Consider the following 18,098-nt stretch of genomic DNA (forward strand, 5'->3'; position numbering starts at 1 on the left):
CTGAGGATCAACGGGCCTCGACCCGGGACACGATCTCTGCCGCGACCTGCTCGGGACGCTTCTCGGGCAACCAGTGCCCCGCGTCGAGTTCGACGAAGCGGTAGTCCGACTCGACATACTGCGCCGTGCGCTCGATCGCCGCGCGACCCAGGAACGGGTCACGGTTGCCCCACACCAGCGTCGTCGGCACCTGCACCGGCTCGGCACCCAGCACGCTCGGCTCATCCAGGCTGTGCCACCGCTGCCGTCCACCACCGGGCCGCAGAGCGGCGCGATACCAGTTCAACGGGCCACGCATCGCCTGGGGAGTGCCCAGCCGTGCGGCATACCTGTCCTGATGCTCGCTCGGCACACCCTGACGGACCATGGCGCCATTGGTCATCATGCGTGCCAGGATCCGCTCGGGGGCGACCGGGAGCACGAAGGCCGCCATATACCAGCTGTGTCGGGCCTGGTCGGCATGTCGCGCGGCCCAGGCGAGGGCTCGGGGAAACGGCGTGGAGAGCACCGTGAGGCTGGCCACCCGCTCCGGTGCGTGCTGCGCCAACGTCCAGGCCACCGCGCCACCCCAGTCGTGACCGACGATGTGCGCTCGCTCCAGCCCCGCTGCGTCCAGGAGCGCCAGCACGTCTCCGACCAGATGGGACAGGCGGTATGCCGACACGCGCCGTGGGCGGGCGCCGGGGGAGTAGCCGCGCTGATGGGGTGCCAGGGTGCGCAGGCCGTGCTCGTGCAGGCGCTCGGAGACCTCGGCCCAGGCGCTCGCATCCTGGGGAAAGCCGTGCAGGAGCAGCACGGGCGCGCCGTCGCGCGGGCCGCCGTCGATGACCTCGAAGATCAGACCTTCATGGGTGAAACTGTCCACGCACCCCACGGTAGACCTCCGGAGACGTCGGCGGGCGGTGGTGACGAGCGCCATACTCCGTCAGTTCGCGTCCGAGGGTAGTTGTCCGCTAAAGTTGATCCTTGCCCGCAGGTTGCGCAGACGCACCGGGAGACGGGCTCGCCGGAGGACAAACCGTTCCTCGCGGCCCATCGGGTGCCATCGAGCACCTGGAGGTAGGTCGGTCACGCTCAAGGTAGCGATGAGGCGTCCAACCTCATCGAGTAGCAGAATTGAGCGATTCGCCATGGCCAAGGCCATCGGGCGCGCCTCCGCGCCCTCCCACAAGAAGAAGCCCCGTCACACGGCGGCCCAAAAGAAGGCAGCCGCTAAGACGCGCGAGCTGTCTGACCGTTCGTCGCGCCGCGACGACCGCAGGTCGTATGCCGACAAGCCGGCCCGTGAGGACCGGCCCCGTCGCGACTTTGACAGCCGTGGTCCCCGTCGTGAGTGGAACCGCGATGACCGTCCGGCCCGTGACGACCGTGGTACGCGTCGTGAGTGGAACCGTGACGAGCGTCCGGCCCGTGACGACCGTGGTCCCCGTCGTGACTTCGACAACCGCGGCCCGCGTCGCGAGTTCGACAACCGCGGCCCGCGTCGCGAGTTTGACAACCGCGGCCCGCGTCGTGAGTGGAACCGCGATGACCGTCCGGCCCGCGATGACCATGGCCCGCGTCGTGAGTGGAACCGTGACGAGCGTCCGGCTCGTGACGACCGTGGTCCCCGTCGTGACTTCGACAACCGGGGCCCGCGTCGCGAGTTCGACAACCGTGCCCCGCGTCGTGAGTGGAACCGTGACGAGCGTCCGGCCCGTGACGACCGTGGTCCCCGTCGTGACTTCGACAACCGCGGCCCGCGTCGCGAGTTCGACAACCGTGCCCCGCGTCGTGAGTGGAACCGCGATGACCGTCCGGCTCGTGACTTCGACCGCAGCGCCCCGCGTCGCCACTGGGACCACGACGACCGTCCCCGTCACCGCGACGACGCCACCCAGGCCCGCACCAACCACGACTGGGAGCGTCGCGAGCGTCGCGACAACCGGCAGTTCTCCGAGGACCGGGAGCGCACGCCATACTCCCCGTCCGTTGCTCCGGTGCCCAAGGCCGCGGTGGTCCACGAGGGTCCGAACGAGTTCGGCGCCCTGGGCCTGAACCCGCAGCTGGTCGACAAGCTCACCGAGCTCGGTCTGGTCAAGCCGTTCCCGATCCAGGCCGCGACGATCCCGGACGCGATGGCTGGCCGTGACCTGCTCGGGCGCGGACAGACAGGCTCGGGCAAGACCCTGGCCTTCGGCCTGCCCACCCTGCACCGTCTCGCGGAGGGTGAGCGCGCCAAGCCGCGCAAGCCGCACGCGCTGATCGTGACCCCGACCCGCGAGCTGGCGATGCAGATCCTGGACGCGCTGCGTCCGCTGCTGTCGACCATGCGGCTGCGTCACCAGCTGGTGGCTGGCGGCATGTCCTACACGCCGCAGCTGCGCAGCCTGGAGCAGGGAGTTGACCTGCTGGTGGCCACCCCTGGCCGCCTTGCTGACCTGCTCGAGCGCGGTGCCGCCGACCTCTCCGAGGTCAAGATCACGGTGCTGGACGAGGCCGACCACATGGCCGAGATGGGCTTCGTCGAGGCGATCTCCGAGATCCTCGACCTGACCCCGGCCGATGGCCAGCGTCTGCTCTTCTCTGCAACCCTCGACCACGGTGTCGACCAGGTGGCGAAGAAGTACCTGACCGACCCGGTGACCCACCAGACGGACAGCGCCACCGCGAGCGTGTCGACCATGGAGCACCACGTCTTCCTGATCGACCCGCAGCACAAGAAGCCGATCACCGCGACCATCGCCAACCGGCCGGGACGCACTGTCGTCTTCGTGCGGACCAAGCTCGGTGCCGACCGTGTCGCGCTGCAGCTGCGCGAGTGCGGCGTCTTCGCTGCTGCCCTGCACGGTGGCCTCAACCAGGCCCAGCGCACCCGCGTCCTGGAGGCGTTCAAGTCCGGCGAGTTGCCGGTCCTGGTCGCCACCGACGTCGCGGCTCGCGGGATCCACGTCGACGACGTGTCCCTCGTGCTGCAGGCCGACCCGCCCGCGGACCACAAGGACTACCTGCACCGTTCCGGGCGGACCGCTCGGGCGGGGGAGCAGGGTCGTGTTGTGACCCTGGCGCTGCCGCACCAGAAGAAGCAGGTGCAGCGGATGCTGGACGCTGCTGGTGTCGACGCCGCACCGACCAAGGTGACGCCGCGCGATGCTGAGGTGCTCGAGACCGCTGGCGGTCGTGAGCCCTCGTTCGAGGCCATCCCGCAGTCGGTGCTCGACGACCTGCTGCGCCCGAAGCGGCCCCAGGGCCGCGGCAACTACCGCGGTCGCCCGCAGCGTCGCAACGGTGGTTTCAACCGCGAGCGTTCTTCCCGCGTGGGTGGCGGATACCGGGGCAACCACTGATCTGGCGCTCACGCCAGGCGGGTGATTAACTCTGCCTTACGAGACCGGCCTCACGAGCAACTGCTCGTGGGGCCGGTCTCTTGTGATCCCGTCAGTCGTCGTAGAGCCGGTTCCTCGAGGTCAGCACCTCCAGCGGGTTCAACGGCCCGTCGATCGTTGCGGTGCCGGGGATCGTGCTCCACGCTCCACCGTCCACGCTGACCTCACCGCCGTAGACGACGGTGATGTGCGGGTCGACTGTGGCTGCGTTGGCGTACTCGTGGGTGATGTCGCCGTTGGGGTGCGGCCCTCCCAGTGATGTCGTGGGACCAGCGGAGGTGCCGTCACCGAAGTGGTAGGTCGCGGAGTCAAGGGTCGGTCTGATGCGCACCTCGAAACCGATGATGTCGGTCGTGTCGATCTCGCCAGGCTCGTAGCCCTCGTCAGGCCAGACGAGCTCGTAGAAGACGGGGAGGTTCACCAGCGTGCGCCCGTCCGGTGGCTCGATGGACATGGTCGGCAGCGCGAAATCCGTGCGGTGGAACTGCTCCAGGATCATCGCTTCGGTGAGTTCGGGCGCGGACTCACCGGACCGTGCCGGCACGTCAGTGCGGAAACAGGTGGGGCCGAGGGGCTCCCAGGTGCCCAACGGGCCGGAGTCGTCGGCCACTCGGCGGTGGATGTAGGAGTAGGGGCCAGAACTCCCGGGCTGGAATGTGTCGCAGTAGCTGATCGCGAACTGGCAGTTCACCCGATCAGGAGCATCCGGGCCGTTCCCCCGGCACGCGATCACGGCGACGTACTCAAACCAACGTTCGGGGTTATCCGGACTTGACCCGCTCGGATAGACGTCGGCCAACTGTCGAGTCTCAGACTTGGTCATTCCGACGTAGCCGCCACCGCCCCCCACTCGGCATATCAGGTCTTCGCGTTCACAAGGTTTATCAACTGGAGCGGAGGGTGCCGTAGTCGAGAGCATAAGCGTGAGGAAAAGTATCTGAATTTTGGGGAGCATGGAAGTTATCCGAGTTGAATTTCGGAGATGATCCATCCTTCGGTGGTCGGATTTAGCCGGACCACCATGGTGAACGCTTCAGGAGACCCCTCCTCGCCTACAACATGGCCCTCAGCATTCAGGCGTGCTGGAAAGGCTTGGACTGCTTCAACGTACAAGACCGCGTGATCCCCCGTAAGTGAGCCGGTCGGTTCTGTAAAAGTCAGGATCGGGCCATTGGCTCTCTCGTTCGCTGACGTGTATTCGGCAACGATGTCAATGAAGGCGTTGCACGTCTCGCACGACTCATCACCAAGGGGGTCAAGTAGTCCACTCTCTGGTGTCATTGTCGCGTAATTGAACGTATCTAGGTAGTGCATGACGAATGCTTTGGCGCCTGCCTCAGAGTCCTCCTGAGCTTCCTCGGGCATCACGGGAGGGCCACTCGCCTCGGTTGTCTCGACGGTGTCGGGCGGAGCGGTGGTCTGCTCGACATCATCCCCAGGAGCCTCGGTCGTGGGCGCCGCGTCGGAGGTGGTCGGTGTGGCGGTGGTTGGTGTGGCGGTGGTCAGCGAGTCCTGGCTGCTTGGTGGATCAGCTGGCTCCGAGTCGCCCTGACACCCAGCCAAGAGCACAGCGCCTATCAGCATCACAGGAGCAATGGTCCGCACGGAAGTCCCCTCCTAGTTCGAGTCGCCCGAACGCCCACGGGCCGGTCTGCAAGCCAGTGTTACGCGCGATCAGTGCGCAGAACGTTGTCCACAGGTAAAAAGTCCGTAAGAAAGCAGCGTGCTCGGGGAGGTACGTGTCGCTCTAGAGCACCAGATTGACCCACGAGCACCGGGTCACCGCGCCGCGAGGTCCGTCCCGCGTTCTGCCCGGCGTCGCCCAGGAGGTGCTGGGAAAGGGTGCCGAGCACCCGTCAGACGAACCGCCTGCCGCCCTGCGACTCCCGCATCTCGTGCAGCTGCTGCACGACGTGGTCCGCCAGCTCGGTTCCCGACGACTGCCCAAAGCTGTCCTTGTGCGAGTTGATCTGCACGTGCAGGCGCTCCATCCGCGCGTCCAGGTCGGCCGCGGTCTGTGCAGCGTCCTGCAACTGCTGGAGCAGGTCCTGGGGGACGTCCTCGCGATACTTGTAATAGATCTTGTGCTCCAGGCTGGCCCAAAAGTCCATCGCGACCGTCCGCAGCTGCATCTCGACGGTCACCGGCACGACCCGGTCCGACAGGTGCACGGGCACCCGCACCAGCGCGTGCAGGCTGCGATAACCGTTGGGCTTGGGGTGCTCGATGTAGTCCTTGACCGCCATCACCTCGATGTCCGGCTGCGAGGACAGCATGTCGTAGACCTGATAGACATCACGCACAAAGCTGCAGGTCACGCGCACCCCGGCGATGTCGGTGATGTTGTCGCGGATCGCCTCGAATGACGGGTCGAGCCCCCGGCGCCGGGTCTTCTCCAGGATCGACTCCGGGGTCTTGAGCCGGGTCAGCACGTGCTCGATCGGGTTGTAGTCGTGCAGGTGGGTGAACTCTTCCTGCAGGATCGAGATCTTGGTCTCGATCTCGTCCATGCCGAACTTGTACTCCATCATGAAGCGTGTGAAGTCGGTCCGGATCTGGGACAGGTTGCTGTCGCGGGACAGTGGGCTCAGGTCGGCAGGCGTCGTTGCGGGGTCCACCCGCCCACCGTATGCCGAGTGTCTGGGCCGACCCTGACCGTCACCTGAATGTGTGGACGCCACCTGGGGCGACGGCCCCGGCGGGCGTGATGTCGTCACAGCGAGCGCGCCATGCTGCGTCGCAGCAGCCACGCGCCCACCAGCAGGGCAGCAACTGCCATCGCGGCCAGCACTCCCAGCTGCGGGAGGATGTCCACCAGGCCGCCGCCGTGGCGCTGGACCTCGGCGAAGGCGTCATAGCCCCAGGCATGCGGGGTGACGTGGGCGAGCGTGCGCATGGTGTCGGAGAAGATCTCCAGCGGCATCATCCCGCCACCGATCGCCGCCAGCACCAGGCCGAGGCCGACGCCGGCACCGACTGCGGCGCCCTCGTTGTCCAGGATCGACCCGAGCATCATGGCCGCACCGGCGGCGACCAGCGCAAAGATCGCCAGGATCAGCAGGGACAGGCCGATGTTGCCCCAGTCGACGCCAAAGAGCAGCCAGGTCGCCAACATGATGTAACCACCCTGGAAGAACGCGATTACCCAGCGACCGAGCGCCTGTCCCAGGAGGGCCTGCATCGTGCTGACCGGCGCGGCCAGGCTGCGGGCCATCACCCCTTGCCGTCGCGCGTTGATCAGGGTCGAGGACCCCGCCAGGGAGGTCAGGAAGGAGAACAGCAGCAGCTGGGAGGAGGCCCCGAGGTCGAACTGTCCCAGGCCCTGGAACTCCTGGGCCAGACTGTCGACATTGACCACCTCGAGGGTGGGCTCGTTGACCTGCCCGGCCGCCTCGTCGAGTGCCTGGGCGGCATCGGGCCCTGAGACTCCGGCGTCCTCCAGCGCTGTGACCTGCACCTGCCGCAGATCCAGATTGGTCACGGCCACCCGCACCTGCTGCTGGGCCGCCATGCTCGTGGTGGCGCTGCTGGCGATCATCTCCAGCTCGGAGGTGCCCCCATCGGTGTATGCCGTGGAGGCGTCCTCGTTGACGACCAGTCCGACGTCGGTGCGGCCGCGGGCGACCTGCTCGAGCATGTCGTCGTGGCTGGCATAGCTGACGGAGACCTCCTGCCCCTCGAGCTGCTCGGCCACTGCGGTGCGCAGCTCACTGTCGGGACCGCTCAGGGTGACCCGGCCGGAGCTGCCCGAGCCGCCGAACTGCGAGCCGAGCACAAAGACCAGCATCAGCGGGAAGATGAAGGTGAAGAAGACGTTGCCCTTGTCCTTGACAAAGCGACGCAGCTCGACGGCGGCGATCGCGAGTGCGGCCCTCATGCCATCGCCCCCCGGTCCGGGACGACCCGGGCGATGAGCATCGCCACCGCCGCAAAGCCGAGCAAGATGAGCACCGGAGTGGCGATGTCGGCCAGTCCGCCGCCGCCGCTGGTGATGCCCAGGCCACGGGTCATCGCCGCGACCGGGTTGAGGTCCAGGATCGTGCCGAGGACGCCCGCGCCACTCATCGGGAAGAACGCCCCTCCCGCGATCCCCAGGACCATCGCCAGGATTGTCTGGATGATGCTGGCCTGCTCCGAGGTCTTGGCGATCTTGATCACGATGAAGGTCAGCGACGTCGTCGCGATGACCGCGCACACGATCAGCACCGCCACCGGCAGTGGTGAGCCGAAGCTCACGCCAAAGAGCATCCCGCCGACCGTGAGCAGCAGGCTGGTGGCCACCACACCGAGGACAAAACTGCTCAGCACCTTGGAGATGACCACCAGGTTGGGGTTCATCGGCATGGAGCGCAGCCTGGCCAGCGTGCCGAACTCGCGCTCGGCCAGCAGGCCGAGGACGCCGAAGCTGACGGTGAACATCAGGAACAGTCCGGCCTGCCCGGCCACGAGCGCTCCCTTGGGATCAAGCTGCTGGTCGGAGGCCTCGCCAGCGGTCAGAGTGATCGCCGAGTCGCCGGTGGCGACCTGCTGGGCGACACCGCCCAGTTCTGCAGAGGCCAGCCCGAGGGTCGCGCCAGCGGTGCTGGCGACGGCGGAGGCCCCGGCCCGGTCCAGGAAGCCCTGGACGACCGAGAGCACCACGGTGGACTCGATGCCCGCGCCGTCGCCCCTGATCGCGGTGACCTCGACCGGCTCACCGGCCATCAACGCGGCCGAGAAGCCGTCGGGGATGATCAGGCCGAGCCTGGCGTCGCCGGACTCCGCCCGGGCGTGCACGTCGTCCTGGTCGGTCTCCGTGACCTCGACGTCCAGGCCGATCTCCGGCAGGCTCTGCACCAGGGCGGTGGCGAGCTGGTCGTCCGCAGGTGCCGAGACCGCGACAGTCGCGGTCTCCAGGTCACCGTCCATGGCGTCGCCCATGACCAGGTGCATGGCCCCCATCAGCGCCAGCGGCACGATCACAGCGAAGATGATGACCGACTTGTCGCGCAGGCGTTGGACCAGATCGGTGCGCAGCAGTGTCCCGAGTTGTCGCATGTCAGTCCCGCAACGCCTTCCCGGTGAGATGCAGGAAGACCGACTCCAGGTTGGGCCGGCTGATCTGCACGTCGCTGAGCTGCAGACCTGCGGACGTCGCCGTCGTGACGATCTGCGCCACGGCCGTCGGTGCGTCGTGCACCGTCAGCTGCAGGCGTCCCCGCTCGGCGTCGACCTGGGCGACCGATGACAGCCCTCGGAGCGCCTCGGCAGCGGCAGTCGTGTCACCGGACCCGGTGAGCTGGATGTTGTCGACCCCGCCGGTGAGCTGGATCAGCTCGCTGCGGGTCCCCTCGGCCTGCAGCGTGCCGGAGTCGATGATGCCGATGCGGTCGCACAACCGCTCGGCCTCCTCCATGTAGTGCGTCGTGTAGATCACGGCCATGCCCTCACCGGACAGGTTCTCCACCGACTCCAGGATGGCGTTGCGTGATTGCGGGTCCACGCCCACGGTCGGCTCGTCCAGGATCAGCAGGGTCGGCTTGTGCAGCAACCCGATGCCGATGTTGAGCCGACGCTTCATGCCGCCGGAGAACTCCTTGGTCGGATCCTTGGCGCGGTCGGCGAGTCCGGTGAGCTCAAGGACCTCACCCACCCGGGACTTCAGGTCGTTGCCGGCCAGGCCCTGCAGCTTGCCGAAGAAGGTGAGATTCTCACGAGCGCTCAGGTCGGGATAGATCGCCAGGTCCTGAGGCACGAGCCCCAGGTGCCGTTTGGGCGCGACCTTCGTCGGGCCCATCTGCTGTCCGAGGACCATCACGGTGCCCTCGTCGGGCTCCAGCAGCCCGCAGACCATCGAGATGGTGGTGGTCTTGCCGGCACCGTTGGGTCCCAGCAGTCCGTAGGTCTCGCCGCGCGCCACCCGGAAGGACACGTCGTTGACGGCGGTCAGGTCGCCGAAACGGCGGACGAGACCGTCGACCACCAGGACGTCGTGCCCGTCCTGTGTGGCCTGCTGCCGCTCTGCTGTCTGTGTCATGTCCGAGTCCTGTTCATCGGTGAAATCCCCACGTCGGCCAGCGTAGGCGCCCACCCACCCCAGCGCACAGGGATATCTGTCACAAAGCCGATAGCAGATGTGTCACAAGCGATCCCGTGGTCGTGGTGGGCCCACAGGTATCGCGAGTCACGTGCGCCATCCACGCACCCCGGGTGCGGACCGATAATCTCGGTCGATGAGTCGTGTGATCTTCATGTGCGGCCCCTCGGGGTCGGGCAAGTCCACCTATGCGCGCGAACTTGAGGCCTCCGGGATGCTCCGGCTCTCCTTCGACACCGAGCTGTGGCGCCGCGGGGTCACCCAGGTGCCCCCGCCGCAGGACCTCAACGCGCAGGTCGAGGCCGACCTGCGAGCCCAGCTGCTCGAGGCAGTGGCTCAGGGGCGGGACGTCGTGCTGGACTTCGCCTTCCCGACCCGCGCGATGCGCGAGGACTACCGTGCCCTGCTCGCACCCGCCGGGGTGGTCCCCGAGACCATCTATCTCGCGACGGACCGCGCCACCGTGATGCACCGTCTGGCCACCCGCACCGGCGCCGACAGTGACGATCTCGTGCTGGACGATGACCTCTCCGCGCGCCATTACGACCACTTCGAGGCCCCCACCTCGGCGGAGGGACCGCTGACCGTCCTCACGCACGAGGACCCGGAGCCGGTCACCGGGCCGCGGCCGCGCGTGACACATCAGGTGCTCAACCAGGTGCCGCCACGGGTCGGCGTCAACGAGTTCCGCAGCAACACCGTGCTCTCCGAGGCGGTGTCGACCTTCGGCGCAGGCTGGGCCGTGCCGCAGTTGGAATCGGTCGGCGAGCTGGTCGGCTCGGCCGGGTTCCAGGCGGATGCGCGGGCAGCCCACAGCAGCGCGCCGGTGCTGCGCACCCACGACCGCTGGGGCCAGCGCATCGACCAGGTCGACTACCACCCGGCATACCACCGCATCATCGGTGCGGCCGTGGCGCACGGCGCCCACACCAGCGCCTGGGCCGACCCGCGAGCAGGCGGGCACGTGGCCCGGGCGGCGACTTTCATGCTCTTCGCCCAGATCGAGCCCGGTCACGCCTGCCCGGTCTCGATGACCCACGCAGTCGTGCCCGCGCTGCGGCACAGCCCCGCGCTGGCCGACCGGTGGCTGCCGCGGGCCTACGGGACCGCGTATGACGGCCGGTTGCGCCCTGCGGCGGACAAGCCCGGGGCGCTGTTCGGCATGGCGATGACCGAGAAGCAGGGCGGCTCGGACGTGCGCGCCAACCTCACCCGTGGGGTGCACGTCGGAGGAACTGCGGGAGGAGCGGCAGGGGCGGGCACCGAGGATGAGGATGGAGCGAGCAGCGACGACTACCTGCTGACCGGGCACAAGTGGTTCTGCTCCGCGCCGATGTCGGACGCCTTCCTGGTGCTGGCCCAGACCTCCCGAGCCGGCGCCGAGGAGGGACTGAGCTGCCTGCTGGTGCCGCGCGTGCTCGAGGACGGCACCCACAACGTCTTCCGCATCCAGCGGCTCAAGGACAAGCTCGGCAACCGGTCCAACGCCTCCGCCGAGATCGAGCTGGACGGCACCGTCGGACACCTGGTGGGCGAGCCCGGACGCGGGGTGCGCACCATCATCGAGATGGTCGCCCGCACCCGCCTGGACTGTGTCCTCGGCAGCACGGCCGGGATGCGCCAGTCGGTCGCCGAGGCGCTCTGGCACGTGCGCCACCGCTCGGCCTTCGGCGCCAAGCTCATCGACCAGCCCGCGATGAGCGCGGTCGTCGCGGACCTGGCGCTGGAGTCGGAGGCCGCGACGCTCACCTCGCTGCGGCTGGCCCAGGCCCACGAGGACGACGCCAGCGAGCAGGACGTGCTGTTCGCCCGACTGGCCACGGCCGTGGCGAAGTACTGGATCTGCAAGCGCGGCCCGCACCACGCCTACGAGGCGCTGGAGTGCCTGGGCGGCAACGGCTACACCGAGGACTTCCCGCTGGCGATGCGCTATCGGGAGCAGCCGGTGATGGCCATCTGGGAGGGGTCGGGCAATGTCATCGCCCTCGACGTCCTGCGGGCCATGGGTCGTGAGCCGGAGACCGTGGAGGCGCTGCTGACCGAGCTGGCGCTCGCCGAGGGGACCCACCGCGACTATGACGCCCACCTCGGGCGGGTCCGTGCCCTGCTCGCCGCCACGCGCGGCCAGGACCCGGCGGTGCTGCAGGCCGGTGCGCGCCGACTCACGGAGGCCCTGGCCCTGGCGCTCCAGGCGAGCCTGATGATCCGGCACGCCCCGGCATACTCCTCGGACGCCTTTGTCGCCGCCCGGCTTGGGGAGGACCGCGGCGGCCAGTATGGCGTGCTGCCGGCAGGCGCAGACGTCGCCGCAATCCTGGCTCGCCACTGAGGCGCCTCTCCGGTCCCCGCCGAGTTGCCGACCCCGGCCTGCCTGACGGCATACTTCATCATGGTCAGACTGCGCAAGGTCGCACCCGACGACGCCGGGTGGACCCGCCGACGGGCCGGGACGGGCTTCACCTATCTCGACGAGGACGGTGAACGGTTGCCCGCCGAGGAGGCCCAGCGCCTCAAGGCGCTGGCGATCCCACCCGCCTGGGAGGACGTGTGGATCTGCCCGCATGCCAACGGCCACGTCCAGGCCGTCGGCACCGACGACGCCGGGCGCCGGCAGTATCTCTATCACCCCGACTGGCGCGAGAAGCAGGACGAGCTGAAGTTCGAGCGGATCGTGGAGGCCTCCGAGGTGCTGCCGGACGCGCGGCGCAGGGTCACCCGCGATCTGCGGCGAGAGGGCATGCCGCTCGAACGCGCCTGCGCGACGGCGGTCCGGATGCTCGACCTGGGCTACTTCCGCATCGGGCACGACGTCTACACCGATCTCAACGGCTCGTTCGGGCTGACCACGCTGGAGCGTCAGCACGTGCGATCGGTCCGGGGCGGGCTCCGGTTCTGCTTCGTCGGCAAGGGCGGGATCACGCAGGAGCTGGCGATCGAGGACGAGGACGTCACGACCGCGCTGCGCCAGATGCGGCGCCGGCGCACCGGCTCCCAGCGGGTGCTGGCATACCGCGGGGACAACGGGTGGCACGACCTGGACGCCGACGAGGTCAACGCCTATCTGGCCGAGCTGTTTGACGGACGGCTGACGGCCAAGGACTTTCGCACCTGGCACGCCACCGTCCACGCCGCGGTGGCCCTGGCGAGCTCACCGGAGCCGGGCGACACGCTGGCCTCGCGGCGCCGGGCGGTGAAGGCTGCGGTGGAGGAGGTCTCCGAGTTCCTCGGCAACACACCCACCATCGCCAAGGGCTCCTATATCGACCCCCGGGTCATCGATCACTATGTGGAGGGCGAGACGGTCTCGGTGCCCAGGGCCACCGGGCGCACCCCCGTGCGTCGGCAGCGGGCGGTCGAGGCTGCGGTGCGCGACCTGCTCACGGACGAGGAGGGCTGAGGGCGCGCGGGTCACCGCCGGGAGAAGAAAGCCGTGATCTCCCGCGCCGACGGGCCGGGCTTGCTCGAGGGCTGCTCCGGAGGCATCCGCTAGCTCCTCGTGGTCAGTCGGTCGTGCGTCTCGTACAGCCGCCAGAAGGAGCCCGTCGGGAGGGGCTCGCCGTGCAGGGACGCCTCGAAGTAGGTGAGGTGGGTGATCCACCCGGGCAGGTAGGACCCCGCGAGATCGGCGAGCTCATGGTGCTCCAGGTGCAGGTCCGTGGCTCCGTCCGGCATCGCGTCGTCGGGCAGCACCGTCTCCAGCTCGATGGTGACCCGTGACGGGGGCTCGTCGGGGAACTGCCACGACATGGCCAGGGACCGGCCGTCCTGTGCGACCAGGACGTCACTGCGGCACAGATAGCCGTCCCCGTGGTCGACGACCAGGTGGTCGCCCGCGGTGAACGAGCCGTCCTGGCGCCGCCCGAGCCACTCCGGAAGGCGGTCCACGTCGGTGAGATGCCGCCATACAGCAGCAGGGCGGGTGGACAGCCTCCACGTCAGGCAGACCACCCCCGGTGCGTCCACGCGAGCAACGAGAGGCATGGTCTGATCCTGCCTGACCCGGCTCCGGCCGTCCGCCGGGGGTCGCCAGCGCGCAGTCCGTCCCGGTCGGTGCGACGCTGAGGAGATGAGTGACACGACACCAGACGGGCACCAGGAGCCGGACGAGGCAACGTCCGGCCGTGACGACAGCGGCCAGATCCCCTCCGCGGACCAGGACGTGGCCTCCGGGCAGCCCTACGACCCGCGCCAGGACCCGGAGACCGACGCGAACCTGTCGCAGGAGAAGGCACCCGCTCAGGAGGGAGTGAACCAGCGCGACCCGGCCGAGGGGCCGGATGACGAGTCGGCCACCGACGGCTAGACCGACCCGCTCGCCACCTGCGTGATGGGGACGGTCCCGGGGGTGCCGGAGCCGTCGCGCTTGCCGGTGGCCTCGGGCAGGTCGACGGCGGCCCCGTTGCCGGAGGCAGCCAGCGGGGGAGCGGCGCCCGCCCAGCCGAGCAGGAGGGTGTCCTCACCGCGCAGGAAGCGGTGGCAGCGCACGCCTCCGGTGGCGCGGCCCTTGGCGGGGTACTCGGCATACGGGGTGACCTTGACGGCGCCGGTCTGGGTGCCGGGCAGTGACCCGGAGGAGCCGGACACGGTGACCACCACGTTGTCTGCGGCGGGGTCCAGCGCCCAGAAGCCGACCACGGCCGCGCCGGAGGAGAGTTTGATGCCGGCCACGCCGCCACCGGTGCGGCCCTGCGGGCGCACCAGGTCCGCGCCGAAGTGCAGGAGCTGGCCGTCGTCGGTGACGAAGACCAGGTCCTCGGTGCCGGTGGTCAGCTCGACGGCGCCGACGACCTCGTCACCGTCCTTGAGGGAGATGACCTCGAACTCGTCCTTGTTGCCCGGATAGTCCGGGTTGACCCGCTTGACGACGCCGGCCCTGGTGCCCAGGGCCAGGCCCGGTCCGGCGTCGGAGAGGGAGCACAGCGCCAGGGGCAGGGCACCGGCGGGCAGGTCCACGAACGCCGCCAGCGGTGCACCGCCGGAGAGGGTGGGGGCGCCGTTGGTCGGTGGCAGGGTGGGCAGCTCGAGGGCGCTGAGCCGCACGATGCTGCCGTCGGAGGTGACGATGCCGACCGAGCCGCGGGCGGTGGTCCTGACCGCGGAGACGATCACGTCGTGCTTGCGGCGTGCCCCGCCGGTGCCCAGGGGCTCGTCGGTGGAGGTGCGGGCGAGCAGCCCGGTGGAGGACAGCAGCACCCAGCACGGGTCGTCGGCCACCTCCAGGGGGGTGGTGGCCGCGGCCGTCGCGGAGATCCCGTCGGACTCCAGCAGGACGGTGCGCCGGGGGGTGCCGTGCTCCTTGGCGACCTGGGCCAGCTCGTCGGAGACGAGGTTGAGCAGCAGCTGGTGGTCCTCGAGCAGTGCGCGCAGGCGCTCGATCTCCCGCACCAGCTCGTCGCGCTCGGTCTCCAGCTCGATGCGGGAGAACTTGGTGAGCCGGCGCAGCTGCAGATCCAGGATGTAGTTGGCCTGCAGCTCGGAGAGGTCGAAGACCTGGATCAGCCGCTCCCGGGCGGTGGCCACGTCGTCGGCCGCCCGGATGAGCTGGATGACCTCGTCGATGTCCAGGATGGCGATGAGCAGCCCCTCGACCAGGTGCAGGCGCTCCTCCTTGCGGCGCAGGCGGTAGGCCGTGCGGCGGCGCACCACGTCGGTGCGGAACTCGACATACACCGAGAGGAGCTCACGCAGGCCCAGCGTGCGCGGCTGCCCGTCGACCAGGGCCACGTTGTTGATGCCGAAGCTCTCCTCCATCGGGGTGAGCTTGTAGAGCTGGGCGAGCACCGCCTCGGGGTTGAAGCCGTTCTTGACCTCGATCACCAGGTGCAGGCCCTTGGTGCGGTCGGTCAGGTCGGTGATATTGGAGATGCCCTGCAGCTTCTTGGACTGCACGAGGGTCTTGACCTTGTCGATGACCTTCTCGGCGCCGATGAGATAGGGCAGCTCGGTGACCACGATGCCCTTGCGGCGGGCCGTGATGCTCTCGATCTTGGCGGTGGCGCGGGTGCGGAACGAGCCGCGGCCCGTTTCGTAGGCGTCGCGGATCCCGTCCAGCCCGACGATCCGTCCGCCGAGTGGCAGGTCCGGTCCCGGCACGAAACGCATCAGGTCATCCAGGCTCGCGTCCGGGTGGGAGATGAGGTGGCGTGCCGCGCCGATGACCTCACCCAGGTTGTGCGGGGCCATGTTGGTGGCCATGCCGACGGCGATGCCGGACGCACCGTTGACCAGCAGGTTGGGGAAGGCCGCCGGCAGCACCTCGGGCTGCATCAGCTGGTCGTCATAGTTGGGGACGAAGGTGACGGTCTCCTCGTCCAGGCTGGCCGTCATCAGCAGCGCCGCCGGGGCCGGGCGGGCCTCGGTGTAGCGGCTGGCGGCCGGGCCGTCGTCGAGGGAGCCGAAGTTGCCGTGCCCGTCGACCAGCGGCAGGCGCATCGTGAACGGCTGGGCCATCCGCACCAGCGCGTCATAGATCGCGGTGTCACCGTGCGGGTGGTACTTACCCATCACGTCACCCACGACGCGCGAGCTCTTGACGTGGCCCTTGTCCGGGCGCAGGCCCATCTCGTGCATGCCGAACAGGATCCGTCGCTGCACCGGCTTCAGCCCGTCCCGGGCATCGGGCAGGGCCCGGGAGTAGATCACCGAGTAGGCGTACTCCAGGAAGGCTCCCTGCATCTCGTCCCGGACATCGATGTCGACGATCTTCTGCTCGACGTCGAACAGGTCCGGTCCAGGTGGGGTGCGGCGCGCCATGCTCTGCAGTCTCCGTGGGGGTCTCGGGTGCGGGTGGATCGCCTTCGATCGTATGTCGTGAACGCAGCCGATCAGGGCAGGGCACGCCTCACCCCCCTTTTTAGAGGGGTTCTGTTGCCCGCGCCCGCATTTTCAGAGTGGTTTTGCCGGCGACGAACGCATTTTCAGAGTGGTTTTGCTGATGATTCAGACGCGGTCCCAGTGCAGCAGCGAGGTGTCCAGCGCGAGCTCCTCGGCATCCAGACCACGCTGCACGTCGCGCATCACCTCCTCATCGATGGTGCCCCGGTCGCGCTCGCGGACCAGGATGTCGCGCTGGTGGCGGATCATCTTGCGGCGCAGTTCGAGCCGCTGCTGCTGGGCCGCCCGGTCCAGGCCGCGGTCCTCCTGCTCCTCCGCCCGGGCGTCGTCCTCCTGACGTGCCAGACGCAGACTCATCGAGCTGAGCAGGAGGGTGATGAGCTTGGGGTCATAGTGCTGAGACAGCATCTCCTGGTTGGCCTCGAGGTAGTCCACGCCCTCGGTCATCGTGATGGCGAGCACGTCACGCTGCTCCTGACGGTCGCGCGGCTCCTGCCCGAGATCGCGCACCCCAGGCGGGTGATGACCATCGGCAGCGTCAGCCCCTGGAGCAGGAGGGTGCCGATGGTCACGAAGAACGCGACGAAGACGATGATGTCGTGACCGGGCACCGGGATGCCGGAGTCGGTGATGACCGGCACCGCGGCGGCGGCCGCCAGGCTGACGACCCCGCGCATGCTCGTCCAGGAGATCACCGTGAGCTCGCGCCAGGTCATTTCGGGCTCCTCCACAAGGGCGGTCGGCAGGGCCGACCCGGCACGGCTGCGGCCCCGCCGCCGGGTCCGCGAGCGTGCCTCGAGCCGCTCCCGGCCCCGCTTCCGCCGAGCCTGCTGGGAGCGGGAGGCGTAGTAGGTCGTGAAGATGAACGCCGGCCGGATCAGGATGACGACGACCAGGATGACGACCGCGACCAGCACGGTGCTCCAGACGTCGCGGTCGCTGGCGGCCAGCGACTCGGCGATCGACTTCATCTGCAGACCGATGAGGGCAAAGACGACCCCCTCGAGCAGCAGGTCGATCGCCGACCACACGGGACGCTCGGTGAGGCGCGCGGCATACCCCGTCTTGGGTGAGTTGAACCCGATCCACAGACCGGCCGCCACCACGGCCAGCACGCCCGAGCCGCCGAGCTCCTCCGCGCTGATGTAGGCCAGGAAGGGCACCAGCAGACCCAGCATCGTCTCGGTCACGGGGTCAGTGACGCGCATCCGGATCCAGTGGAAGATGACGCCGAGCGCCAGGCCCACGAGGACCCCCACGACCACGGCCAGGGCGAAGATCCCGAGGTCGTCCAGCAGCGTCAGCGAGGTGCCGCCGACGACGAGCAGGAAGACCTTGAACAGGGTGAGCGACGCGGCGTCGTTGATCAGGCTCTCCCCGGACAGCACCGTCATGACGTGCCGGGGCAGGCCCAGCCGCCGACCGATCGCCGCGGCGGACACCGCGTCTGGCGGGGCGACGATCGCGCCCAGCAGGAGTGCGGCGGGCAGACTCATGTCGGGCACCAGCCAGTATGCCGTCAACCCCACCACCGCGGCCGTCAGCGCCACCAGGCCCATGCCGAGGCGAGTGATGTGCTTGCGGCTGCGGGTGACGTTGATCAGCGACACATCCAGCGCCGCCGAGTAGAGCAGCGGCGGCAGCACGAGCGTCAGGATGACGTGCGGGTCGATCTCGAACTCGGGGACGCCAGGGAGCCCGGCGACGACGAGGGCCACCCCGGTGACGAGCAGGGGCGCGGGCCAGCCGAGCCGTCGCGCGATGGCGGTCAGTCCCACGCACGCCGACACCAGCAGGATCAGGGGGAGAAACTCCATGGCGCG

15 protein-coding genes are annotated in these 18,098 nt (G+C 68.9%); 4 read left to right on the plus strand and 11 right to left on the minus strand.

The genetic code is table 11. The features are described 5' to 3' along the window. Positions 1-7: 7 nt before the first annotated feature. Positions 8-865, minus strand: coding sequence for an alpha/beta fold hydrolase (locus FNH13_RS08845; protein ID WP_228266672.1), 858 nt, complete (start codon positions 863-865; stop codon positions 8-10). A gap of 265 nt (positions 866-1,130) precedes the next feature. On the opposite strand from FNH13_RS08845, the gene FNH13_RS08850 reads away from it, so the two are divergent. Beyond that, entirely contained in the window at positions 1,131-3,326 is a 2,196-nt protein-coding gene (locus FNH13_RS08850; RefSeq protein ID WP_143783113.1) for a DEAD/DEAH box helicase, read from the plus strand. 91 nt (positions 3,327-3,417) lie between these two features. Here FNH13_RS08850 and FNH13_RS08855 read toward each other — a convergent pair whose 3' ends face one another. The 6 genes from FNH13_RS08855 to FNH13_RS08880 all read right to left on the minus strand — a co-directional run bounded on the left by FNH13_RS08855 (position 3,418) and on the right by FNH13_RS08880 (position 9,381). Further along, positions 3,418-4,164: a hypothetical protein gene (locus FNH13_RS08855; protein WP_143783114.1), complete on the minus strand. Its 747-nt coding sequence runs from the start codon at positions 4,162-4,164 to the stop codon at positions 3,418-3,420. A gap of 161 nt (positions 4,165-4,325) precedes the next feature. Next, entirely contained in the window at positions 4,326-4,970 is a 645-nt protein-coding gene (locus tag FNH13_RS08860; protein ID WP_143783115.1) for a DUF6318 family protein, read from the minus strand. A 251-nt stretch (positions 4,971-5,221) separates the two neighbouring features. After that, complete coding sequence (locus FNH13_RS08865) at positions 5,222-5,983, minus strand: GTP pyrophosphokinase (protein ID WP_407669967.1); 762 nt, start codon at positions 5,981-5,983, stop codon at positions 5,222-5,224. Positions 5,984-6,078: 95 nt separating this feature from the next. Then, positions 6,079-7,242 carry an ABC transporter permease gene (locus FNH13_RS08870; RefSeq protein ID WP_143783116.1) on the minus strand — a complete coding sequence of 388 codons (1,164 nt, stop codon included), beginning with the start codon at positions 7,240-7,242 and terminating at the stop codon, positions 6,079-6,081. Further along, positions 7,239-8,402 (minus strand): ABC transporter permease, encoded by a 1,164-nt coding sequence (locus FNH13_RS08875; protein ID WP_228266673.1) that lies wholly within the window; start codon positions 8,400-8,402, stop codon positions 7,239-7,241. Before FNH13_RS08875 ends, FNH13_RS08870 begins: the two co-directional genes overlap by 4 nt. A gap of 1 nt (position 8,403) precedes the next feature. Beyond that, on the minus strand, positions 8,404-9,381 hold the full coding sequence (locus FNH13_RS08880) for an ABC transporter ATP-binding protein (RefSeq protein WP_143783117.1): 978 nt from the start codon (positions 9,379-9,381) through the stop codon (positions 8,404-8,406). 196 nt (positions 9,382-9,577) lie between these two features. On the opposite strand from FNH13_RS08880, the gene FNH13_RS08885 reads away from it, so the two are divergent. Next, positions 9,578-11,770, plus strand: coding sequence for an acyl-CoA dehydrogenase family protein (locus FNH13_RS08885; protein ID WP_143783118.1), 2,193 nt, complete (start codon positions 9,578-9,580; stop codon positions 11,768-11,770). Positions 11,771-11,830: 60 nt separating this feature from the next. Next, positions 11,831-12,838, plus strand: coding sequence for a DNA topoisomerase IB (locus FNH13_RS08890; protein WP_143783119.1), 1,008 nt, complete (start codon positions 11,831-11,833; stop codon positions 12,836-12,838). 89 nt (positions 12,839-12,927) lie between these two features. Here FNH13_RS08890 and FNH13_RS08895 read toward each other — a convergent pair whose 3' ends face one another. Continuing rightward, on the minus strand, positions 12,928-13,422 hold the full coding sequence (locus FNH13_RS08895) for an SRPBCC domain-containing protein (RefSeq protein WP_143783120.1): 495 nt from the start codon (positions 13,420-13,422) through the stop codon (positions 12,928-12,930). An 85-nt stretch (positions 13,423-13,507) separates the two neighbouring features. Between FNH13_RS08895 and FNH13_RS08900 the strand changes: the two genes are divergently transcribed. After that, complete coding sequence (locus FNH13_RS08900) at positions 13,508-13,744, plus strand: hypothetical protein (protein ID WP_143783121.1); 237 nt, start codon at positions 13,508-13,510, stop codon at positions 13,742-13,744. On the opposite strand, the gene FNH13_RS08905 is transcribed toward FNH13_RS08900, so the two are convergent. From FNH13_RS08905 to FNH13_RS08910, 3 genes are all read right to left on the minus strand, one after another. Then, entirely contained in the window at positions 13,741-16,194 is a 2,454-nt protein-coding gene (locus FNH13_RS08905; protein WP_143783122.1) for a DNA gyrase/topoisomerase IV subunit A, read from the minus strand. The genes FNH13_RS08900 and FNH13_RS08905 overlap by 4 nt on opposite strands. Before the next feature lie 186 nt (positions 16,195-16,380). After that, complete coding sequence (locus FNH13_RS19550; RefSeq protein WP_228266674.1) at positions 16,381-16,737, minus strand: hypothetical protein; 357 nt, start codon at positions 16,735-16,737, stop codon at positions 16,381-16,383. Next, entirely contained in the window at positions 16,719-18,092 is a 1,374-nt protein-coding gene (locus FNH13_RS08910) for a cation:proton antiporter (protein ID WP_228266675.1), read from the minus strand. Before FNH13_RS08910 ends, FNH13_RS19550 begins: the two co-directional genes overlap by 19 nt. Between the last annotated feature and the right edge of the window lie 6 nt (positions 18,093-18,098).

This window comes from Ornithinimicrobium ciconiae (genome assembly GCF_007197575.1).
In the GTDB taxonomy this organism is placed as follows: domain Bacteria; phylum Actinomycetota; class Actinomycetes; order Actinomycetales; family Dermatophilaceae; genus Ornithinicoccus; species Ornithinicoccus ciconiae.

Bases quoted from the DNA above. Each gene is read 5' to 3' on its own strand.
- FNH13_RS08850 (WP_143783113.1), top strand. From the start codon at position 1,131: ATGGCCAAGGCCATCGGGCGCGCCTCCGCGCCCTCCCACAAGAAGAAG.
- FNH13_RS08870 (WP_143783116.1), bottom strand. From the start codon at position 7,242: ATGAGGGCCGCACTCGCGATCGCCGCCGTCGAGCTGCGTCGCTTTGTC.
- FNH13_RS08875 (WP_228266673.1), bottom strand. From the start codon at position 8,402: ATGCGACAACTCGGGACACTGCTGCGCACCGATCTGGTCCAACGCCTG.
- FNH13_RS08880 (WP_143783117.1), bottom strand. From the start codon at position 9,381: ATGACACAGACAGCAGAGCGGCAGCAGGCCACACAGGACGGGCACGAC.
- FNH13_RS08885 (WP_143783118.1), top strand. From the start codon at position 9,578: ATGAGTCGTGTGATCTTCATGTGCGGCCCCTCGGGGTCGGGCAAGTCC.
- FNH13_RS08890 (WP_143783119.1), top strand. From the start codon at position 11,831: ATGGTCAGACTGCGCAAGGTCGCACCCGACGACGCCGGGTGGACCCGC.
- FNH13_RS08895 (WP_143783120.1), bottom strand. From the start codon at position 13,422: ATGCCTCTCGTTGCTCGCGTGGACGCACCGGGGGTGGTCTGCCTGACG.
- FNH13_RS08900 (WP_143783121.1), top strand. From the start codon at position 13,508: ATGAGTGACACGACACCAGACGGGCACCAGGAGCCGGACGAGGCAACG.
- FNH13_RS08905 (WP_143783122.1), bottom strand. From the start codon at position 16,194: ATGGCGCGCCGCACCCCACCTGGACCGGACCTGTTCGACGTCGAGCAG.
- FNH13_RS08910 (WP_228266675.1), bottom strand. From the start codon at position 18,092: ATGGAGTTTCTCCCCCTGATCCTGCTGGTGTCGGCGTGCGTGGGACTG.